The 20750-nt window shown below is 40.9% G+C and carries 21 protein-coding genes; 18 read left to right on the forward strand and 3 right to left on the reverse strand.

Annotated elements, in window-relative coordinates; all coding sequences use genetic code 11:
- Positions 1 to 4 precede the first annotated feature (4 nt).
- The 3 genes from argS (at position 5) to MW695_RS01235 (ending at position 3073) form a co-directional block, all read left to right on the forward strand.
- Positions 5 to 1675, forward strand: coding sequence for an arginine--tRNA ligase (argS, locus tag MW695_RS01225; RefSeq protein WP_247101998.1), 1671 nt, complete (start codon positions 5 to 7; stop codon positions 1673 to 1675).
- Positions 1676 to 1932: 257 nt separating this feature from the next.
- Positions 1933 to 2103 (forward strand): XapX domain-containing protein, encoded by a 171-nt coding sequence (locus MW695_RS01230; RefSeq protein ID WP_247103068.1) that lies wholly within the window; start codon positions 1933 to 1935, stop codon positions 2101 to 2103.
- A 196-nt stretch (positions 2104 to 2299) separates the two neighbouring features.
- Positions 2300 to 3073: an alpha/beta fold hydrolase gene (locus MW695_RS01235; RefSeq protein ID WP_247102001.1), complete on the forward strand. Its 774-nt coding sequence runs from the start codon at positions 2300 to 2302 to the stop codon at positions 3071 to 3073.
- Positions 3074 to 3236: 163 nt separating this feature from the next.
- Here the strand turns inward: MW695_RS01235 and MW695_RS01240 are convergent, their stop codons facing one another.
- Complete coding sequence (locus tag MW695_RS01240) at positions 3237 to 3677, reverse strand: hypothetical protein (RefSeq protein WP_247102004.1); 441 nt, start codon at positions 3675 to 3677, stop codon at positions 3237 to 3239.
- Between the two features lie 159 nt (positions 3678 to 3836).
- Positions 3837 to 5033: a cardiolipin synthase gene (gene cls / locus MW695_RS01245; protein WP_247102006.1), complete on the reverse strand. Its 1197-nt coding sequence runs from the start codon at positions 5031 to 5033 to the stop codon at positions 3837 to 3839.
- Between the two features lie 222 nt (positions 5034 to 5255).
- Between cls and MW695_RS01250 the strand changes: the two genes are divergently transcribed.
- From MW695_RS01250 to MW695_RS01260, 3 genes are all read left to right on the forward strand, one after another.
- A complete protein-coding gene (locus tag MW695_RS01250) occupies positions 5256 to 5891 on the forward strand; it encodes a TetR/AcrR family transcriptional regulator (protein ID WP_247102009.1) in 636 nt (211 codons plus the stop codon).
- A 63-nt stretch (positions 5892 to 5954) separates the two neighbouring features.
- Positions 5955 to 6449 (forward strand): DNA-directed RNA polymerase subunit delta, encoded by a 495-nt coding sequence (gene rpoE / locus MW695_RS01255; RefSeq protein WP_247102012.1) that lies wholly within the window; start codon positions 5955 to 5957, stop codon positions 6447 to 6449.
- Positions 6450 to 6615: 166 nt separating this feature from the next.
- Positions 6616 to 8217, forward strand: a complete 1602-nt coding sequence (locus MW695_RS01260; RefSeq protein ID WP_247102016.1) for a CTP synthase — start codon at positions 6616 to 6618, stop codon at positions 8215 to 8217.
- 102 nt (positions 8218 to 8319) lie between these two features.
- Here MW695_RS01260 and MW695_RS01265 read toward each other — a convergent pair whose 3' ends face one another.
- Complete coding sequence (locus tag MW695_RS01265; protein ID WP_247102018.1) at positions 8320 to 8838, reverse strand: DUF2529 family protein; 519 nt, start codon at positions 8836 to 8838, stop codon at positions 8320 to 8322.
- A 333-nt stretch (positions 8839 to 9171) separates the two neighbouring features.
- On the opposite strand from MW695_RS01265, the gene MW695_RS01270 reads away from it, so the two are divergent.
- The 12 genes from MW695_RS01270 (at position 9172) to MW695_RS01325 (ending at position 20664) form a co-directional block, all read left to right on the forward strand.
- Positions 9172 to 9546, forward strand: coding sequence for a response regulator (locus MW695_RS01270; RefSeq protein WP_035344659.1), 375 nt, complete (start codon positions 9172 to 9174; stop codon positions 9544 to 9546).
- A gap of 224 nt (positions 9547 to 9770) precedes the next feature.
- Entirely contained in the window at positions 9771 to 10634 is an 864-nt protein-coding gene (gene fba / locus MW695_RS01275; RefSeq protein ID WP_247102020.1) for a class II fructose-1,6-bisphosphate aldolase, read from the forward strand.
- A 369-nt stretch (positions 10635 to 11003) separates the two neighbouring features.
- Positions 11004 to 12287: a UDP-N-acetylglucosamine 1-carboxyvinyltransferase gene (locus MW695_RS01280; protein WP_247103070.1), complete on the forward strand. Its 1284-nt coding sequence runs from the start codon at positions 11004 to 11006 to the stop codon at positions 12285 to 12287.
- Positions 12288 to 12555: 268 nt separating this feature from the next.
- Positions 12556 to 13827 (forward strand): transcription termination factor Rho, encoded by a 1272-nt coding sequence (rho, locus tag MW695_RS01285; RefSeq protein ID WP_247103074.1) that lies wholly within the window; start codon positions 12556 to 12558, stop codon positions 13825 to 13827.
- Positions 13828 to 13940: 113 nt separating this feature from the next.
- Positions 13941 to 14186: a type B 50S ribosomal protein L31 gene (locus tag MW695_RS01290; RefSeq protein WP_062052024.1), complete on the forward strand. Its 246-nt coding sequence runs from the start codon at positions 13941 to 13943 to the stop codon at positions 14184 to 14186.
- A 103-nt stretch (positions 14187 to 14289) separates the two neighbouring features.
- Positions 14290 to 14901, forward strand: coding sequence for a thymidine kinase (locus MW695_RS01295; protein WP_247102023.1), 612 nt, complete (start codon positions 14290 to 14292; stop codon positions 14899 to 14901).
- A 249-nt stretch (positions 14902 to 15150) separates the two neighbouring features.
- Positions 15151 to 16434: an urea ABC transporter substrate-binding protein gene (gene urtA / locus MW695_RS01300; RefSeq protein ID WP_247102025.1), complete on the forward strand. Its 1284-nt coding sequence runs from the start codon at positions 15151 to 15153 to the stop codon at positions 16432 to 16434.
- A gap of 78 nt (positions 16435 to 16512) precedes the next feature.
- Positions 16513 to 17415: an urea ABC transporter permease subunit UrtB gene (gene urtB / locus MW695_RS01305; RefSeq protein WP_247102027.1), complete on the forward strand. Its 903-nt coding sequence runs from the start codon at positions 16513 to 16515 to the stop codon at positions 17413 to 17415.
- Between the two features lie 21 nt (positions 17416 to 17436).
- Entirely contained in the window at positions 17437 to 18525 is a 1089-nt protein-coding gene (gene urtC, locus MW695_RS01310; protein ID WP_247102030.1) for an urea ABC transporter permease subunit UrtC, read from the forward strand.
- Entirely contained in the window at positions 18485 to 19276 is a 792-nt protein-coding gene (gene urtD, locus MW695_RS01315) for an urea ABC transporter ATP-binding protein UrtD (RefSeq protein ID WP_247102032.1), read from the forward strand. The genes urtC and urtD overlap by 41 nt, the downstream gene beginning before the upstream one ends.
- Positions 19254 to 19949, forward strand: a complete 696-nt coding sequence (urtE, locus tag MW695_RS01320; RefSeq protein WP_247102034.1) for an urea ABC transporter ATP-binding subunit UrtE — start codon at positions 19254 to 19256, stop codon at positions 19947 to 19949. The genes urtD and urtE overlap by 23 nt, the downstream gene beginning before the upstream one ends.
- Before the next feature lie 229 nt (positions 19950 to 20178).
- Positions 20179 to 20664, forward strand: coding sequence for a hypothetical protein (locus MW695_RS01325; protein ID WP_247102036.1), 486 nt, complete (start codon positions 20179 to 20181; stop codon positions 20662 to 20664).
- Positions 20665 to 20750: the final 86 nt, after the last annotated feature.

The following is a 20750-nucleotide window of genomic DNA, read 5'->3' on the forward strand; positions in this document are numbered from 1 at the left end:
ATAGATGAATAGTGTAGAGCAATTGAAGCAGCAATTAAAAGAAGAAATTACGAATGCAGTGAAGGCTGCTCAGTTAGCGGATGATCAAACGATCCCAGAATGTATATTAGAATCACCTAAGGATAAAGTACATGGTGACTATGCGACGAATATGGCGATGCAGCTAGCGCGAATTGCCAAGCAAGCTCCAAGAGCCATAGCGGAGCAAATTGTCGAGCATCTTGATCAAGCTCGTGCTTCAATTGAAAAAGTTGAAATTGCTGGGCCAGGCTTTATTAATTTTTATATGGATAAAGCGTATTTACGTGAGGTCGTCCCAACGGTTATAAAGATGGGTGAGCGCTATGGCGAAACAAATATTGGTGCAGATACAAAGATTCAGATCGAATTTGTTTCTGCTAATCCAACTGGGACGTTACATCTTGGGCATGCGCGTGGTGCGGCAGTTGGTGATGCGCTTTGTCATATTTTGGACAAGGCAGGATATGAGGTCGAACGGGAATATTATATTAATGATGCTGGGAATCAAATTCATAATTTGACACTTTCTCTTGAAGCTCGTTATTTTCAAGCTCTTGGAAAAGAGAAGGGAATGCCAGAGGATGGCTATCATGGCAAAGATATCATTGAATTTGGTCAGCAGTTAGCTGATGAATATGGCGATAAATTTGTACATCAATCAGAAGGGGACAGAAGGGCATTCTTTCGCGAGTATGGATTAAAGAAGGAGCTAGATAAGATTAAATACGATTTGAAGGAATATCGGGTTGAATTTGACCATTGGTTCTCTGAAACATCGTTATATGAATCTGGCAAAGTGGACGAAACATTAGCATATCTCCTTGAAAAAGGCGAGACGTACGAAAAGGATGGTGCTACGTGGTTCCGCTCAACGTCGTATGGTGATGACAAAGACCGTGTCTTAGTTAAAAATGATGGCTCCTATACGTATTTAACTCCCGATATTGCCTATCATCAAGATAAGATGAGTCGTGGATTTGATAAGCTTATCAACATTTGGGGAGCTGACCACCATGGGTACATTCCGAGAATGAGGGCAGCGATTCAAGCGTTAGGCTATAATGCCGAGCAAATGGATGTGGAAATCATTCAAATGGTTAGCCTCTATCAAGGCGGCGAAAAAGTGAAAATGAGTAAGCGAACTGGGAAGGCGGTCACATTACGCGATCTAATGGAAGAGGTCGGAATTGACGCAACGAGATATTTCTTTGCGATGCGCAGTGCCGATACTCATTTAGACTTTGATATGGATTTGGCGGTTTCGACGTCAAATGAAAACCCCGTTTATTATGTTCAATACGCTCATGCTCGTGTATGTAGTATGCTTCGTCAAGGTCAAGAGCTAGGATTGACTTTTGATGAGACGACTGACCTTTCAAGCTTAACGTCCGAGAAGTCTTATGATTTGCTAAAAGCAATTGGTGATTTCCCAGTCGTGGTAGCGGAGGCAGCGGCAAAACAAAGCCCGCATCGTGTGACAAACTATGTTCATGAGTTAGCTTCAACACTTCATAGCTTCTACAATGCTGAGCGTGTCATTGATCCAGATCAAAAGGAGGCGAGTGCTGCGCGTCTTGCCTTAATGAAAGCAACTCAAACAACGATCAAAAATGCGTTAGCACTTGTCGGTGTTTCATCACCTGAAAAAATGTAAATGGATGAAAAGGACTCTGGAAATTGAACATTTTCAGGGTCCTTATATAGTTATATTGAAACAGTTAAGTAGGTTGTATGAAGGAAAAGAGTAAGATCGAGTAATCCGGATGAAGATTTAACAATTCATTCGGGTTTTTCTTTTGTTTCTTCTTTATGAAATGGCAACAAGTATGGTCATCTTAACTCTCCTTCAAAAACCAATGTATGAAAAGTCGCCTCATGAGACAAAGTACAAGTATGAAAGTGGGGCTAGAAATGAATGAAATGATTCTTGCATTTATCGCTGGGTTAGTCGTTGGTTTCTTGTTTGCGTGGATTAAGCTGCCTATTCCCGCTCCGCCTGCGCTAGCGGGAATACTCGGTATTTTCGGTATATATGCAGGCTATCAACTGTTCGTATTTGTATCTGCGCATTGGCTGAAATGAGGCCACTGAATCAAGGACAAATCGACTTTTTAAGTACCCTTTATTTGAGCAATGGCTTCACTCGTTGCTTGCTTGATACGATAAACCAACTCGTATCAAGCTTCCCAAAATATGGTTTCACTCATTGCTTAAAGGGCACCACAAAGGTTAAAAGCCAAACTCTTTCAAGGCCCATTGAAATAAGGAGGCGAAGAACGTGCCGTATGTTAAATTAGACAAAGCTCGTATTTATTACGAAATATACGGGAGTGGACAGCCACTTGTTTTTGTACATCCTCCAGTGATGGGACAATTAACATTTCAATCGCAACGGTCACTTGCTAAGCACTATCAAGTCATTTTCATTGATTTATTCAATAGTGGTAAAAGTACAAAGCATGTGTCTGCATCTGAGGTAGAGGTTCCGTACTTGGCACAAATGATTAATAACGTTTTAACGAAAATGAATATCCAATCAGCCGTTATTTGTGGATATTCTAATGGAGGTTCAGTCGCAACTGAATTTGCTTTAACGTACCCCGCAAGAACGGATGGGCTTATTTTAATTGGCGGGTTTCCTGAGGTATCCTCGTTTTTATTGGAGAAGGAATTTAAGCTTGGGATTTGGGCAGCGAAGAAAGAGTTGCTGGCTTTGTTTGCTCTTGCTCTACCGAAAGCTCATTTCCGCTCTAAGCGAGAGCAGAAGGAGATGGGAAGGTGGATAAAGCGTGCTGATGCGAATGTTTTGAAAGATATGTATGAAGCCGGGGAACGATATGTAGCGACTGAACGTCTTAAGCAGCTCTCCGTACCCGTTCTAACGATTTATGGGAAACGAGATCTGTTTTCAACGCCATATATCGTCTATTTTCTTCAAGAAGTGAAGCAAATTGATGTAGTCATCGTGAGTCAAGTTGCACATCAAGTACCAACGAAGACACCAGAAGAATGTAATGCGATTATCCATCAATGGATGGTCCGTCATTTTTAGAAGTATTGGATGGACTCGTTTGAAAATGACCTTAAAATGACAGTGAAGTGTTTGGTAAAATGAAACTTCAAACTGTAGATAAAAGGCCTTTGAGTCTCATTTCTCAAAGGCCTTTTAAACTATTTCTCTTATTTTTATCGTTGAAGAGTAGGGAATGTCTATCCTACCTCTCAACAAAGCGGACGGGACGGGAGGGTCGACTCCTGCAGGAGGGAAGGGCACTGAAAAAGGTTGGTTTTTGAGGCCACTGAAAAAGTTTGGTTTTAACTTTTTCAGTGGCTTTGAAGTAATGTGCGTAGCCGTTGCCCGATTTTGAAAGCCTTGCAATGAGTGGGTTTCTCATAGCAAGGCGCGCAACGAGCGGAGCCATTACTCTTCCTTGAGTTACTAGAAAGGACTTTTTCAGTGACCTCTGCCCTTTAAGCAATGTGCGAAACCGTTGCCTGTTTTGAGAAGATTGATTGAGTGGGTTTCTCGTATCAATCGAGCAACGAGTGAAGCCATTGCTTGTCAAATCAAAGGTACTGAAAAAGTTGATTTCTACTTTTTCAATGGCCTCAGGGAAGGGCAGGTTGAAATCCACCGGCGCAGCCGGTTCGTTCAACGCCCACCTGCGGAAAGCGTACCCCCATCCCGGGAGCGAGGGCAAAGCTCCCATTCAAGTCCGAAGTATACGAGCACTTTTTCAGTGGCCTCAGCCTAGGAGGGCTTTGACCCAGCCTCTAGCACGACGCAATTAAGAAAAGACGCTATCACGCTTTTCTTATAACAAGCCTGATACAAGTGTAGCAATCTTTTCTTTACTGCGATGTATGAATGGACGCTTCTCGTATGCTTTTAAGGTTAAACGCTCGGAGCGTTGCATGTCGTATTCAAGTGTATGAAGGACCTTTTGTACGAATGCCTTTTCATAAATAAGGCAATTAATTTCATGGTTAAGGTGAAAGCTCCGCTTGTCAAAGTTCGCTGTACCGATATCACACATTTGCTCATCAATGATGATACATTTCGCATGGAAGAAGCCACGATAATATTGATAGATGCTTACACCCTCTTTTAAAAGGCGTTCGAAATAAGGATAAGCAGCTTCACGAACGAGTGGATGATCACCTTTTTTCGGGAGAACGATCCGAATGTTAATTCCCCTTTGTGCGGCATTTAGTAATTCCTTTTGCAGTAATTTTCCTGGAATGTAATAAGGGGTGCCAATGACAATAGATGATTTCGCTTGTCTAATCAAATCGATAAACGTCTCTTCTAAATAACTACCGTCAGTAGGTAAAATGCGTAATGGTACTTCTCCTTTTGCTAACCGCGGATAATGGCTTTCCTTTTTGATGTACGTTTGCTTAGCTGTTTGCCAATCTTCTAGAAATTGCTCTTGCAAATCTTGAACTCCTTCACCAGCAATACGTAAATGAAAATCTCGCCAAAAGCCGAATGAAGGGTCTCTACCTAAATATTCGTCACCGACATTAAAGCCACCGACATAACCGACTGTTCCATCGATAATTGTTAGCTTTCGATGATTACGACGATTGATCGTGAAGAACAAATATGGAAAGGAAGGAGGGTGAGAGTAGGCGATTGAGATCCCTGCTTTCTTATACTTCCTTTTAACGTGTCTTGAGAGCTTGCAACCAAAGCGGTCAACGAGCAGTCGTACAGTTACACCTTGCTTTGCTTTTAATGCCAATGTCGATAATACTTTTTTTCCAATATGGTCATCACGAAAAATATAGAAGAGGATGTGGATATGATCGGTTGCCTCTTTCATATCGTGAAGCATTTGTTTAAAGCACTCTTCTCCCTCTGTCAAGAGCATGACATCTCCGTAACGAGTTTCCTGTACGTGACGAGTCGCCTCTTTCTTCTGCTTCCTTAAGCCGAGTAAGAAGTCAATGCGCATCAAAATAATGAGTGCGACAATGACAAAAAGTGCGATTAACCATCCATTCATTTAGGAACACCTACCTTTTCTCTAAAGGAGAAGATCTTTTGATAAGATTCTTCCAACTAGATTACCCTATTTACTTGAAATTCATGTTGGTTATTTTGTAAAATCATGAAATAATAGAAGTTTAGCGTTAGTAAGAAAAAATGGCTTCGCAGTTTTTCTTATAAAAGTATGGCTCATTCGTTTGAAATTTAGTATGCTATAAGCAAAATTAGGGGAGGCAGGTTGATGAAAAAGGCAGTGAAATCGCTTGTGAAGGATCCTGAATTGATTCGAAAGCGTAGGGAGCAAATGGTTAAGGCTGCGGTACATTTATTTACGGAAAAAGGATTTCATCGCACAACCACTCGTGAAATTGCAAGTGCATCAGGGTTTAGCATTGGTACCCTTTATGAATATATTCGAACGAAGGAAGACGTTCTATTCCTTGTTTGTGATTCGATTTATGAAGAAGTTCGGGGACGGTTGCAATCATTACTGAAGGAGGAAGGGAGCGGAATGGATCGGTTAAAAAATGCCATTTCATCCTATTTCCAAGTCGTTCATGAAATGCAGGATGAAGTCCTTGTCATGTATCAAGAAACGAAATCGCTATCTAAGGACGCACTGAAATATGTGCTGGAGAAGGAAGTACAGATGGTTGCGATGATAGAAGAGGTTCTTCACCATTGTGTAAAAGAGAAGATAGCTACATTAAATGAGAAGCAGATTAAGCTGATTGCGCATAATATTGTTGTTCAAGGTCAGATGTGGACGTTTAGGCGATGGTCCATTCAGAAGCTGTACAATATTGAGGAGTACACTCAGCTTCAAGTTGAAATTCTTCTTTCAGGAATGAAAAATACAAAAGCTATGGAATAAAGCTTATAATTATGTTTATAATGAAAAGATGTGCGATAGATTGCGAAGAAAGGACGTGGCAAGATGGGATTAGAATTATCGAAAGACGAAGTAATAGAGCATTCAATGGTAGAGATTGCTTACGGAATTATGAAAAAGGGTCGTAAGCCTTATGATTACTATGATTTGATGGATGAAGTAGCAAAAGTGAAAGGTATGAACGAGGAACAAGTAGCTGAACGAATTGCGAACTTATATACAGATTTAAATATTGATGGTCGTTTCCATTCACTTGGAGATAACACATGGGGGTTGAAAAGCTGGTATGCACTAGAGCAGGCTGAGGAAGAGATTACAACGCCTGTGAAGCCGAAGAAGAAATCAAAAGCAACAGCTGACCTCGATGATGACTTTGATGATTATGAAGATGAATATGAAGATCTTGAAGACGAACTAGATGAGATTGCTATGGAAGACGATGCTGATAAGGATGAGGAATCAGACGAGTATTCAGATGGAGTCGAAGATATAGACGAAGATGAGGATGATTCTGATAAATTTGAAGAAGATGGGAACTAATGAATCTGCTTGACTTCTTCGAGCATTCTCGGTAGAATCATTTTTGGGCTTAAGAACCGAATGGTGAAGTTAAAACAAAAGTGTGCCCCTTTACACAGGAGGGATCGCTCACTTTTGTTTTTTTTTATAACTAGATTGAAAGTATAAAAATAAGGGAGACGAAAACATGGCAACAAAATATATCTTTGTCACAGGCGGTGTGGTGTCGTCATTAGGAAAGGGAATAACAGCAGCTTCATTAGGGCGTTTATTAAAAAATCGTGGGTTGAAAGTCACAATTCAAAAATTCGATCCTTATATCAATGTCGATCCAGGAACAATGAGTCCGTATCAGCATGGTGAAGTATTTGTGACAGACGATGGAGCAGAAACCGATCTTGATTTAGGGCACTATGAGCGTTTTATTGATATTAACCTAAGTAAAAATAGCAATGTTACAACTGGGAAAATATATTCAACGGTCTTAAAGAAGGAACGTCGTGGAGATTACCTTGGTGGCACAGTACAAGTCATACCTCATGTGACGAATGAAATCAAAGAGCGTGTATTCCGTGCTGGGCGTGAAACACATGCTGATGTAGTCATTACAGAAATTGGTGGGACGGTTGGTGACATTGAGAGTTTACCGTTTCTAGAGGCGATTCGCCAAATAAAGAGCGATGTCGGCTTTGAAAATGTGATGTATATTCACTGTACACTTATTCCTTATTTAGCTGCAGCTGGTGAGATGAAATCAAAACCAACTCAGCATAGTGTAAAAGAGCTTAGAAGCCTAGGAATCCAACCAAACATTATTGTTGTACGTACGGAGAAGCCAGTTCCACAAGAGATGAAAGAGAAAATTGCGTTATTCTGTGACATTAATAAGGATGCGGTTATTGAGGCGCGCGATGAAGATTCATTATATAAAGTACCACTTGAGCTGCAAGCACAGCACTTAGATGATATTGTTTGTCGCCATTTCAAATTAACGTGTGATACAGCTGATATGACTGAATGGAAAGAGCTCGTTAATAGAGTTCAGAACTTATCGAAAAAGGTTACGATTGCCCTTGTCGGTAAATATGTGGCCTTGCAAGATGCCTATCTTTCAGTTGCAGAGGCATTGCGTCATGCTGGCTATTATTATGATGCTGATATTGACATTAAATGGGTTCACTCTGAAGAAGTGACAAAGGATAATGTTGCTGAATATTTAGAAGGTATAGATGGTGTTCTTGTTCCTGGGGGCTTTGGTGATCGTGGGGTTGAAGGGAAAATGGTCGCGATTCAATATGCGCGTGAACAAGGAGTGCCATTTCTAGGTATTTGTCTAGGTATGCAGCTAGCATCGATTGAGTATGCAAGGAACGTATTAGGACTTGAAGGTGCTCATTCGGCTGAGTTAAATCCAGAAACGCCTTATCCAATCATTGATCTCCTTCCAGAACAAAAGGATGTAGAAGATATGGGTGGAACATTACGTCTCGGCTTGTATCCGTGTAAGCTTGACAAAGGGTCGCTTGCAGATGTGACATACAAGGAGCCAGTCGTGTATGAGCGGCACCGCCATCGTTATGAGTTTAACAATGAATATCGTGAGCAAATGGAGGATGCGGGCTTTATCTTCTCTGGGACAAGTCCAGATGGTCGCTTAGTCGAAATTATTGAGCTTCGTGACCACCCATTCTTCATTGCTTCTCAGTTTCACCCTGAGTTCACATCTAGACCGACACGCCCACAGCCGTTATTTAGAGAGTTTATTGGTGCGTCGTTAAAAACAGAATAGGATTGGATTGCTGTTGAAAAGCGCCCTCAAGGACAATACTTGAGGGCGCTTTTTTATACACTAATATGGTGGACAATTGTCGCTAGTCTTTACAGTGCTTACTTAATACTCCTCCAACATTTCCTTCATCGTCAGTTGGATAGCGATAAAGCAAAAGAGAGCTGCGATTGAAGCAGGGTGACCAATCCGGTATCCTAGATCATTGGGCACTAACCCATCCATGCAATCCAAGTCAATGATTATATCTGCTAGCTCATCAAGCTCACTCGATTCGTGCTTCGTTACGATAGCAACAAATGGAACAGCTTGCTCGGTTAAGATCTTCGCTGTTTTTAGTAGTACGTGATGGTCTGATGTGGGTGCTACGAGCAGTGCGCGGTCAACAGGAGATATCGTTGCCATAGATCCATTCTGATAGAGGGGGTTCGTTTGCTCAAAGCGATCTTGACCATAAAGTGCTTCAGCAAGCACACCGCCCATTTCCTCTTGTGCATCAATATACAGGCTCCCATCTCCGACTAATGATTGGCATAGAAGGCGGGCGGCCTCTTCAACTAATTCTTCTTTTTGAGCGATGTCCTTGAGGCATCCTTGAAGCTGTGTTGTGAAAATCGTAAGCACAGTCGTTTCCTCCTTCTTTTCAGTGTCTTCTTATTCGATCGTATTGAAAAAATCGCTACATTGAGGTCACCGAAAAAATTAAAAACCAACTTTTTCAGAGCTCTTTCTACATCCCTTTTTCACTAACTGACTATTATGAACGACACATACCTCGAAATTATAAAAGGATTTCAATTGGAACGCAAGAAATGCAAAATATGTCGGACGAAATTATGAAAATTGAGTGGAATTTGGAAGGAGTTAGCCATTACTTGGCGAATATGTCGAGGGTGGTTTAGAATAGAGGAGCATATTTGATGAGGTAAATATGATTTAAATTAGGAGGAAGAAAGCATGAACAAAATTCTTGTCGTCGACGATCAATATGGAATACGTGTACTGCTTAGTGAAATTCTTCAAAAAGACGGTTATGTCATGTCTGATGCGGCAAATGGTGCTCAAGCTCTTAAATTGGTGGAGAAAGATAGACCAGACCTTGTGTTACTTGATATGAAAATTCCAGGAATGGATGGTCTGGAAATTTTAAGGCGTATTAAAGAGCATGATGAATCAATTCGTGTTATTATGATGACTGCTTACGGAGAATTGAATTTAATTAATGAAGCGATGAGTTTAGGTGCGGTAACACACTTTGCTAAGCCGTTTGACATTGATGACATTCGCGAAGTGATTCGTAAGACATTAGAAATGGAAGAGATTTCAAAGTGAATGTTTCTAAAAAAATTGACGAATCTCCGGTATAAATGGGTATTTTCTTGGGAGAGTATGCTATAATGGACACGTTCAACTATAGAGAGCATTTTGAAGATCATGCCTCTTACATAGAGATACGCATATTTGCGTGACGCGCTTACTTTTTGTACAAATAAGTAGATACGTCTACCGGGGATGTTGATCTTCGATTAAGGCTCAATTTAAGGAGGAAAAGAAACATGCCTTTAGTTTCAATGAAGGAAATGCTTAACAAAGCAAAGGCGGAAAGCTATGCAGTGGGTCAATTCAATTTGAATAACCTTGAGTTCACTCAAGCCATTCTACAAGCTGCCGAAGAGGAAAAGTCACCAGTAATCCTTGGTGTGTCTGAGGGTGCAGCTCGTTATATGGGTGGATTCAAAACAATCGTCAAGCTTGTTGAATCATTAATGGAAGAGTATGGTACAACTGTACCTGTTGCGATTCACCTTGACCATGGTTCTAGCTTTGAAAAGTGTGTAGAAGCGATTCATGCAGGATTTACTTCTGTAATGATTGATGGCTCTCATCACCCGCTAGAAGAAAACATTGCGATTACAAAGCAAGTTGTAGCAGTTGCTCATACGTTAGGGGTATCTGTTGAGGCTGAGCTTGGTCGTATTGGTGGACAAGAGGATGACTTAATTGTTGACGATGCAGAAGCTGCTTATGCCATTCCTTCTGAATGTAAGCAACTTGTTGCAGAAACAGGTGTTGACTGTTTTGCACCAGCGCTTGGATCTGTTCACGGACCATACAAAGGTGAGCCTAACTTAGGCTTCGATCGTATGAAGGAAATTGATGACCTAGTAGGAATTCCACTTGTTCTTCATGGTGGTACAGGAATTCCAGTAGCTGATGTTCAAAAGGCTATTGAGTTCGGACATGCGAAGATCAATGTAAATACAGAAAGCCAAATTGCATCTGCGAAAGCTGTTCGTGAAACGATTGATGCAAACCCTGATATGTATGATCCACGAAAATATTTAGGGCCTGCTCGTGACGCGATTAAAGAAACAGTAAAAGGCAAAATGCGTGATTTTGGTTCTTCAAATAAAGCATAAGCAAGCTATGTGTAGACAAAAAGCAGTTCAGCTGAACTGCTTTTTGTCCATTCATAGAGTTCATTGTATGTAGAAAAAGTGACAATCGCGAAGGCCGATGAAAAGGACATGTTATCTGATTAGCAATGGTTCGCTCGTTGCTCGCTTGATACGACTAACCCATTCGTATCAAGCCTCCAAGACAGAAAACGTTTCGCACATTGCTTTAAAGGAAACCAAAAAAGTTAAAAACAAACTTTTTGAGTTCCCTTCAGACGTCATTTCTTTTCATATAAATGAATAAAACTTTAAAAAAAGACTCGTTACTTTTTCGTTGAAATGGTTATAATGGAAGATAGAGAGATGAGCACCAATGGAAGGGATGCGATTATGGATAAATTAATGATTGAAGGCGGATATCCGTTAGAAGGAACTGTTCAAATTAGTGGTGCGAAAAATAGTGCAGTTGCGTTAATACCAGCTGCTATTTTAGCTGATTCAGAAGTGACGATTGATAATCTACCTGAAATTTCAGATGTTCAACTTCTCGCAGAGCTTCTTCAAGAGATTGGTGGAGAAGTAGAGTTAACTCCTGAAGAAATTAAAATAAAGCCTGAAAATATGATTGCGATGCCACTCCCAAATGGACGTGTCAAAAAATTGCGGGCATCTTACTATTTAATGGGTGCCATGCTAGGTAAATTTAAGAAAGCGGTGATTGGATTACCGGGTGGTTGTAACTTAGGTCCAAGACCGATTGATCAACATATAAAAGGCTTTGAGGCACTTGGAGCTAAGGTGACGAATGAACAAGGTGCGATTTATTTGCGCGCTGATGAACTCCGTGGTGCAACGATCTATTTGGATGTTGTCAGTGTTGGAGCGACCATTAACATTATGCTGGCTGCTGTTCGAGCGAAGGGGCAGACGATTATTGAAAATGCCGCAAAGGAACCTGAAATTATTGACGTTGCTACACTGTTAACAAGTATGGGAGCGAAAATAAAAGGAGCAGGGACAAATGTTATTCGAATCGATGGGGTCGACTCATTACCAGGTTGCCGCCATTCTATCATTCCTGATCGGATCGAAGCAGGAACGTATATGATATTGGCGGCTGCTATGGGTCAAAGAGTGATCATTGATAACATTATTCCTTACCATGTTGAATCACTCATTGCTAAGCTACGTGAAATGGGTGTATCGATTGATGTAAATGATGACCAATTATTGATACATAACCATAAACCAAAGCAAGGTGTTGATGTGAAAACATTAGTATACCCTGGCTTCCCGACCGATCTTCAGCAACCATTTACAACGTTGCTTACTCAAGCTGAAGGAACGAGTATTGTAACGGATACGATTTATAATGCACGCTTTAAGCACATTGACGAGCTCAGACGAATGGGGGCAAATGTCAAGGTAGAGGGACGTTCGGCGATTATTAATGGGGCGACTACGTTACAAGGGGCAAAGGTAAGAGCAACTGATCTACGAGCCGGAGCTGCTCTTGTAGTAGCAGGCCTATTGGCAGACGGGGTAACAGAAATTTCTGGAGTAGAGCATATTGATCGTGGCTATGCTCATCTTGAGGAGAAGTTATTAGGGCTAGGCGCAAAAATTTGGCGTGAATCGATGACTGAAGAAGAAGTAGAACAAGTAAAAAGTTAGGTTTGAAACTAAGAAGGGCTATTGTTAAGAAAAAGCCCTTCTTGAATAATTGATTGAAATATGGTTAAAATGATTGATAGTAGATACCATTTTAAGCCTTCTATTTTTCTCCGCAATAACTCCAAATATGACCTTATTATTTGATAAATAATAGTTTTCCTAGTATAGATGGATATGTTGTCAGTGAAGGAATCAAAACAAGTGTATCGAACCATTGATGTGGTGAGCATCAATGGGTATTCTAATATATAAGAAACGTGGTGTTACGATGGGTGTACATATTTCAGAATTGGAAAATATGAAGCTAAAAGAGCTTTATGAACTTGCTAGAGAATACAAAGTGTCTTATTATAGCAAGCTAACGAAAAAGGAGCTTGTCTTTGCCATTTTAAAAGGACAAGCTGAACAAGACGGTTTAATGTTTATGGAAGGCGTACTAGAAATTATTCAATCAGAGGGGTTTGGATTCTTACGACCGATTAATTACATGCCAAGCTCAGAGGATATTTATATTTCTGCTTCGCAAATCCGCCGATTTGATTTACGAAATGGTGATAAAGTATCAGGGAAGGTTCGACCTCCTAAGGAGAATGAACGTTATCATGGATTGTTACATGTTGAAGCTGTAAATGGCGATGCGCCTGAAACATCGAGAGAGCGTCCTCACTTTCCGGCATTAACGCCACTTTATCCTGAGCAGAAGGTCGAACTAGAAACAGCCCCTGGCCGTGTATCTTCAAGGATTATTGATATGATTTCACCTGTTGGATTTGGACAGCGCGGCTTGATTGTCGCACCTCCTAAAGCAGGTAAGACCTCATTAATGAAGGAAGTAGCGAATAGTATTGCGGAAAACCACCCGGATGTTGAGCTGATTGTTCTATTGATTGATGAACGTCCAGAAGAAGTGACTGATATTGAACGTTCGGTAAAAGCAGAAGTAGTTAGCTCGACGTTTGATGAAGTGCCTGAAAATCATATTAAAGTGGCCGAGCTCGTTCTAGAGCGCGCCATGCGTCTCGTCGAACATCGTAAGGATGTCGTCATCTTAATGGATAGTATTACTCGTTTGGCGAGAGCGTATAATCTCGTCATTCCACCGAGTGGTCGAACGCTATCTGGTGGTATCGATCCAGCAGCCTTCCACCGTCCGAAGCGTTTCTTTGGGGCGGCCCGTAATATTGAAGAAGGCGGAAGCTTAACGATTTTAGCAACAGCGCTCGTTGAAACGGGTTCACGTATGGATGATGTCATCTATGAAGAATTTAAAGGGACAGGTAATATGGAGCTTCATCTTGATCGCAAATTGGCTGAGCGACGTATTTTCCCAGCGATCGATATTCGTCGCTCTGGTACGCGAAAAGAAGAAATGCTAATGCCTAAAAGTCAGTTAGATAAGCTATGGGCCATTCGTAAAACGATGAATGATTCTCCAGATTTTGTCGATCATTTCATTAAGCGAGTGAAGGAAACGAAAACAAACATTGACTTTTTTGCATCAATGGAAGAAGAAATGAACGCAAGAGGAAGGAAAAGATAAACCATTGGATGAAAATGGAGTTGCTTTTTCTCGGTTGAGTTGATATAATTTCGTCATGTGTGATTGAGATAACTCTGTTTCGAAGAGATTCAGGGCAAAAGGAGTTGAAAGTAATGAAACAAGGTATTCATCCTGATTATCAAAAGGTTGTATTTATGGATACAAGCACGGGCTTTAAGTTCCTAAGTGGATCTACAAAGGGCTCCTCTGAAACTATTGAGTGGGAAGATGGAAACACATATCCACTTTTGAAAGTGGAAGTAAGTGCTGATTCACACCCGTTCTACACTGGTAAGCAGAAGCTAAACGACTTAGGCGGACGTGTCGATCGTTTCAAGAAGAAATACAACTTGAAATAAACCGCATTATATAAACAGGCAATAGCAATGTGCATTGCCTGTTTTTTCATGTACATGTAGTAGCAATTGTCAGAAGAGATATATTATAGATGAGGTGTAAACGATGTATGGGGATAAACAGCTTGGTTCAATTGAAGTCATATGTGGGAGTATGTTTTCAGGCAAATCGGAGGAGCTCATCCGACGAGTTCGAAGAGTGAGCTTTGGAAATGTAAAGGTTCAAGTGTTTAAGCCGATGATTGATAATCGTTACAGTGAAGAAGAGGTCGTATCCCACAATGGAACAAAGGTCTGGGCATTACCAGTGGAGCGAGCCATTGACGTGTTAGAAAAAGTCGAAGCTACAACACAAGTTGTTGCAATTGATGAGGTACAGTTTTTTGATGAGGCCATTATCGAAATTGCTGAAGAGTTAGCGAATCGTGGGAAACGAGTTATTTGCGCAGGATTAGATCGTGACTTCCGTGGTGAACCGTTTGGTCCGATTCAGCCGCTATTAGCGATTGCTGAGGATGTTACGAAGCTCCAAGCGATTTGTCCATTATGCGGGGCACCTGCAAGTCGTACACAACGATTAATTAATGGGAAGCCTGCATCGTATGATGATCCGATCATCTTAGTAGGAGCATCAGAGTCCTATGAACCTCGTTGCCGTAATTGTCATGAGGTGGAGCGGAAGCAAAAGGAATTAAAGGGTCATCGAATGAGTTTATAAAGTCGAATGAAAATAGGAATGTTTCAAAAGGTTAATGATCGACCTTTTGAAACATTCCTATTTTCGTTTTAGAGGTTCTTTCTGACAAGGCTCGTAAGTTTGTTTGTGAGGTATGTATGAGAGTTAAGAGGGTGTCGCCATATTTGAATTTAAATGGCATATTATCTTCCGTAAATTGAGACTAACATGTTAAATGTTGCTATCGTATATCTTGTAAAACAAAAACAGTTGTTATAAGGGGGCTCATTTATGAACAGAAATGTATGGTACCATTCTTTCTTTATTGGGATTGTTATGTGTCTACTGCTGTTAGCAGGATGTGGTGAAGGGAATGAAGAACCTGCCACGTCTGAACCAACAGGAGGGGAAACAGAAGATGATCCAGACGTGGAATTAGCGGAGGGAGAGGAGTACATAAATGTAGGTATCCTTCATTCTTTGAGCGGAACGATGGCGATGAGTGAAACGTCAGTAAGGGATGCCGAATTACTAGCTATTGAAGAAATTAATGAAGCGGGAGGAGTGTTAGGGAAAACAATCGTTCCAATCATTGAAGATGGAGCCTCTGAGCCATCTGTATTTTCAGAAAGAGCGACAAAGCTCTTACAGCAGGATGAGGTAGCAGTTGTTTTCGGTGGTTGGACTTCAGCGAGTCGAAAAGCGATGTTACCTGTATTCGAGGAAAATGATGGATTGCTTTATTATCCAGTGCAATACGAGGGGATGGAAGCTTCTCCGAATATTTTCTACGCCGGAGCAGCACCGAATCAGCAAATTGTACCAGCCGTTGATTGGTTACTTGAAGAAAAGGGAACAGAGTTCTTTCTACTTGGATCTGATTATGTATTCCCTAGATTAGCGAACCAAATCATTATGGCACAATTAGAGGCAAACGGTGGAACAACGGTCGATGAGCAATATACTCCGTTAGGTCATACTGATTATAGCACGATTATTTCTCGAATTCGTGATACTCAGCCAGATGTCATTTTTAATACATTAAATGGTGATAGTAATGTAGCCTTCTTTAAGCAGCTTGCTGATGCAGGCATCTCGTCTGAGGATGTTACAATTCTGTCGGTCAGTGTAGCAGAAGAAGAAATACGAGGTATCGGAGCTGACGTATTAGAAGGTCATTATGCTAGTTGGAATTATTATCAAACGACAGATACACCTGAGAATGAGGAATTTGTCACGAAGTATAAAGAAGCCTATGGTGAGGATCGTGTAACAGGAGATCCGATTGAAGCTGGTTACTTTATGGTGCATATGTGGGCGCAAGCTGTTGAAGCTGCAGGCTCCTTTGAGGTCGATGCTGTGAAGGAAGCGGCTGGCGGCTTAGAATTGGCTGCACCTGGTGGTATGGTGATATTTGATGGTGACAATCAGCACGTATGGAAAACCGTTAGAATTGGTGAGATTACGAGCGATGGGCAATTTGAAGAAGTGTGGAATTCTGGTGAGCCTGTGAAGCCTGATCCATTTTTGGAAAGCTACGATTGGGCGAGTGATATTAGCTCGTCTGTTCAATAAATTGGTACTGTCCCAAAAGGTTCCTGACACCTTTTGGGATAACACTACACCATTTAAATTGTAAGAGGTGGGATGGACATGGAAGGGATGATCATGCAGGCTTTTAATGGGATTAGTTTAGGGTCGATTCTATTATTAATTGCATTAGGGCTAGCAATAACATTTGGCTTAATGAAAGTCATCAATATGGCACATGGAGAACTTATTATGGTTGGAGCGTATGCAACGTATGTGACTCAGCTTCTATTTAAGCAATTTCTCCCTCCGGCGATGTATAGCTTGTACTTTATATTAGCAATTCCGTTTGCCTTTATCGTGGCAGCATTAATCGGAATGTTATTAGAATATTTGGTCATTCGACATTTATATGGTAGACCATTAGACAGTTTATTAGCAACCTTTGGTGTTGGTCTTATTTTACAACAAACGGCAAGGTCGATGTTTGGTGCACCAAACGTTGGTGTCGAAGCACCTACTTTCTTACGAGGAGGACTTGAATTATTTGGAATGACGTTCCCGTATACACGATTATTTATTATCGGACTTGTAATTGTTTGTTTTCTTTTTTTATATCTGTTTTTGTATAAGACAAATAATGGTCGACGGATACGTGCCGTTATGCAAAACCGTGAAATGGCAATGTGTTTAGGTGTTTCCTCGCGCAAGGTTGATACGTTAACATTTGCAGTTGGTGCTGGCTTTGCTGGTATAGCTGGCTCAGCATTAACGTTGATTGGACCGATTGGGCCAACGATTGGAATGAATTACATCATCGATGCATTTATGGTTGTCGTTGTTGGAGGAGTGGGGATGTTAGCAGGTACGGTTGTCGGAGCATTAGGAATAGGTGTATTTAATACTATTTTTGAATACTGGACGGATGCATCTATGGGAAAGGTACTTGTATTTGCTCTTATTATCCTCTTTTTACAGTGGAAGCCATCAGGCTTATTCTCATTACGAACTCGTTCATTAGATTAAGGGGCAAAGGAGTAGAAGATGATGCAACAGTCGATGGTTAAAATGATGTATGACAGAAGGTGGCTTTTTACGATTATTTTATTAGTATTAGCTCTTTGTCCCCTTTTCTTGTCAGATTTTCGTTTGAATTTATTAGGTCGCTTTTTGACGTTTGCCATACTCGTCATTGGTCTTGATCTATTGTGGGGTTATACAGGGGTTCTTAGTTTAGGGCATGGAATCTTCTTTGGAATCGGTGCGTATGTAATGGCCATTTATTTAAAGCTTGAAGCAGGTGGAGGCGCCGTTCCGGATTTTATGATGTGGAATGGAATAACGGAGTTGCCTTGGTTTTGGACGGTTTTAGCCAATCCGTTTCTAGCCATTTTCTTAGCGATCACGTTCCCAATGCTAGTGGCAGGGATGCTAGGCTTTTTTATCTTTCGAAATCGTATTAAGGATGTCTACTTTACTATTTTGACGCAAGCGTTAGTAATCGTAACAGTGACGTTGATCGTAAGTCAGCAGGAATATACCGGAGGAACCAATGGTATTACAGGTTTTTCGACTATATTTGGATTTTCGTTAACCGCTTCAAGTACACAAACGTTCTTGTATTTCATTACGGTAGCGTGCTTAGGGCTTATTTTCTTTTTATGCTACCGTCTTATATCAAGTCGGTTTGGTAAGGCGCTGATCGCGATTCGAGATGGTGAGAATCGCCTTCGCTTTTCAGGCTATGATACGTCGCTGTTTAAAGTCTTTGTCTTTTCAATTTCTGCTGGTATTGCGGGGCTTGCTGGAATGCTTTTTGTCTTACAGGTAGGAATGATAAGTCCAACAACGATAGGGATAGTCCCATCAATTGAAATGATCCTATGGGTGGCCATTGGTGGAAGAGGAACATTGATTGGCCCGGTCATTGGTGCGACTTTAACAAACCTAGCAAAAACCTTCTTCAGTGAGAATTATCCAGATATTTGGTTATTCTTTTTAGGCTCTGTCTTTGTCATTGTTGTTTTGTTCTTGCCGGGAGGTCTAATGAGCTTAACGAAAAAGCTCCGTTTGAAATTAAAAGGAGGAACGATATATGCCACAAAAAAAGTTAGCAAAAACCATTCTTCAGTGTAAGGATATGCTTGTGAAGTTTGGACAGTTTACAGCGATTAATTCCTTTTCCTTCACGATTAAGGAGGGAGAGCTACACTTTTTGATTGGTCCAAATGGAGCTGGTAAAACAACCTTTTTAGATGTTCTTTGTGGTAAAACGAGATGTCAATCTGGTGAAGTGTATTTTAATGACCATGAAGATTTAACTAAGCTTAAGGAATTTGAAATTGTACGCAAGGGAATTGGACGAAAGTTTCAAGCGCCATCTATTTTTCCTCATTTAACCGTATATGAAAACCTTGAAATAGCTATGAAGCAGGATAAAAGGCTATTGAAAATTTTATTTGCGAAGACGACGAAAAAGCAACATGATGAGATTGAGCAGCAGTTAAATCAGATTGGTTTGTTACAGCAATGCGAAGTCGAGGCAAGAGCTCTGTCCCATGGTCAAAAGCAGTGGTTAGAAATTGGTATGGTGATGATGCAGCAGCCTAAGCTACTTCTTCTAGATGAGCCGATTGCTGGGATGACTGAAGAAGAAGAGGAAAAAACCGGTCATTTGCTGCAGCAGCTAAAAAAGAAATGCTCAATTATTGTTGTTGAGCACGATATGGATTTTGTTCGTAAGTTCGCTGAAAAAGTGACAGTTATGCATGAAGGAAGGCTGCTTTGCGATGGGGAAATGGACGTCATTCAAAAAAATGAGCAAGTGATGGAAGTTTATTTAGGGAGAAAAGGTGAGAAGTCTGATGTTGCATATACAACAGCTTGAGGTCGCATACGATGATAGTACAGTCATTCGTGATATGTCATTAAAGCTCTATCCAGGTCAGACGGTATGTTTAATGGGACGAAATGGTGTCGGTAAGACGACCTTTATTAAAGCAATCATGGGGATATTGAAAACGAAGCAAGGAAATATTCATTATCAGGGGGAAGACGTGACAGGGAAATCGTCGACCTACCGTGCCAGAAAGGGATTAAGTTATGTTCCGCAAGGTCGTGAAATTTTCCCTCAATTAACCGTTTATGAAAACATCATGATGGGCTTTGAAGCACTGCCGAAAGGGAGAAGGAAAGAGATTGATGAAAGGATTTATCGTTACTTTCCTGTATTACAGAAGATGAGGGAGCGACGTGGTGGAGATTTGAGTGGAGGTCAACAGCAGCAGCTGGCGATTGCACGAGCTCTAGTGTCTGAGCCACAGTGTCTGTTACTTGATGAACCGACTGAAGGCATTCAGCCTAACATTGTTCAAGATATCCAAAATGTCATTCGAGACATTAAAGAACAGAACAAGGAAACTTCGATATTATTAGTGGAACAAAGCTTTGATTTTGCAAAGAGTGTAGCGGATTACTTTTATATTATTGATAAAGGACGAATTGTCTATGAAGGAGAAGAGCTAATTGAGTCAAAGGTTAGTCAATATTTAAGTGTATAGTAAGCTAGATCATTAAAGCACTGGAAAGGTAGGTAACTTCCTTTTTCAGTGCTCTTTATCATGTAAGTCGATTCGAGGGAGAATGTCGGACGCGCGTTATAGCTCAGCGCGACGCCATTAGGAAAATACGCAACTGCGTTTTTCTTATGGCTATATTTGTCACGTTCTTTTCTACAAAATCGGACAGACTATAAAAGAAATCAGTCTGAATGTAGAGGAGGTGCTTAGATTGAAGAAAGTATTATTTATTATCGTTGTGGTGACACTATTCCTTGCTATAGGCTGTCAACAACAAGACGCTCACTATGATTCTGGTGACGGTCAGGGTGTGCAAAATGCTTCAGATGAACCAGGTACGAATCGCGTCATGTACGGATTGTTCGGACCAGGGCCACTAAATTATGGACAAATTCGAAAGCAGCAATTAGGTCGCTACGATTTAGACGAAATGCCCAATACTGGTACGAACTTCAGATCTATGGATGTAGAGAGACGTCATTTGGGAAATGATCAACAGCTTATCGCTGAAATTATACAAGAGGATTTTGGTCTTGAATCTGGTATGGTGTTTCTTGCTGGAAATCATGCTTTTGTTAATGTGAAAGCACCGGAAGACATGGAGGAAAAGGAAAAGAAAGAATATTTTGATAAACTTCGTCAACAGCTTAGCCAAGAGATCCCAAGATATAATGTCCATATACGTGAGTCGGATTAAGGATTGAAGAAACTCAATCGGGCTATGCCTCATTTGGGTTTCTTACATATGGGTGAAATGTTACTATTTGAAGTTCTCACGTTCCT

Source organism: Halalkalibacter sp. APA_J-10(15) (genome assembly GCF_023017105.1).
In the GTDB taxonomy this organism is placed as follows: domain Bacteria; phylum Bacillota; class Bacilli; order Bacillales; family Bacillaceae_D; genus Halalkalibacter.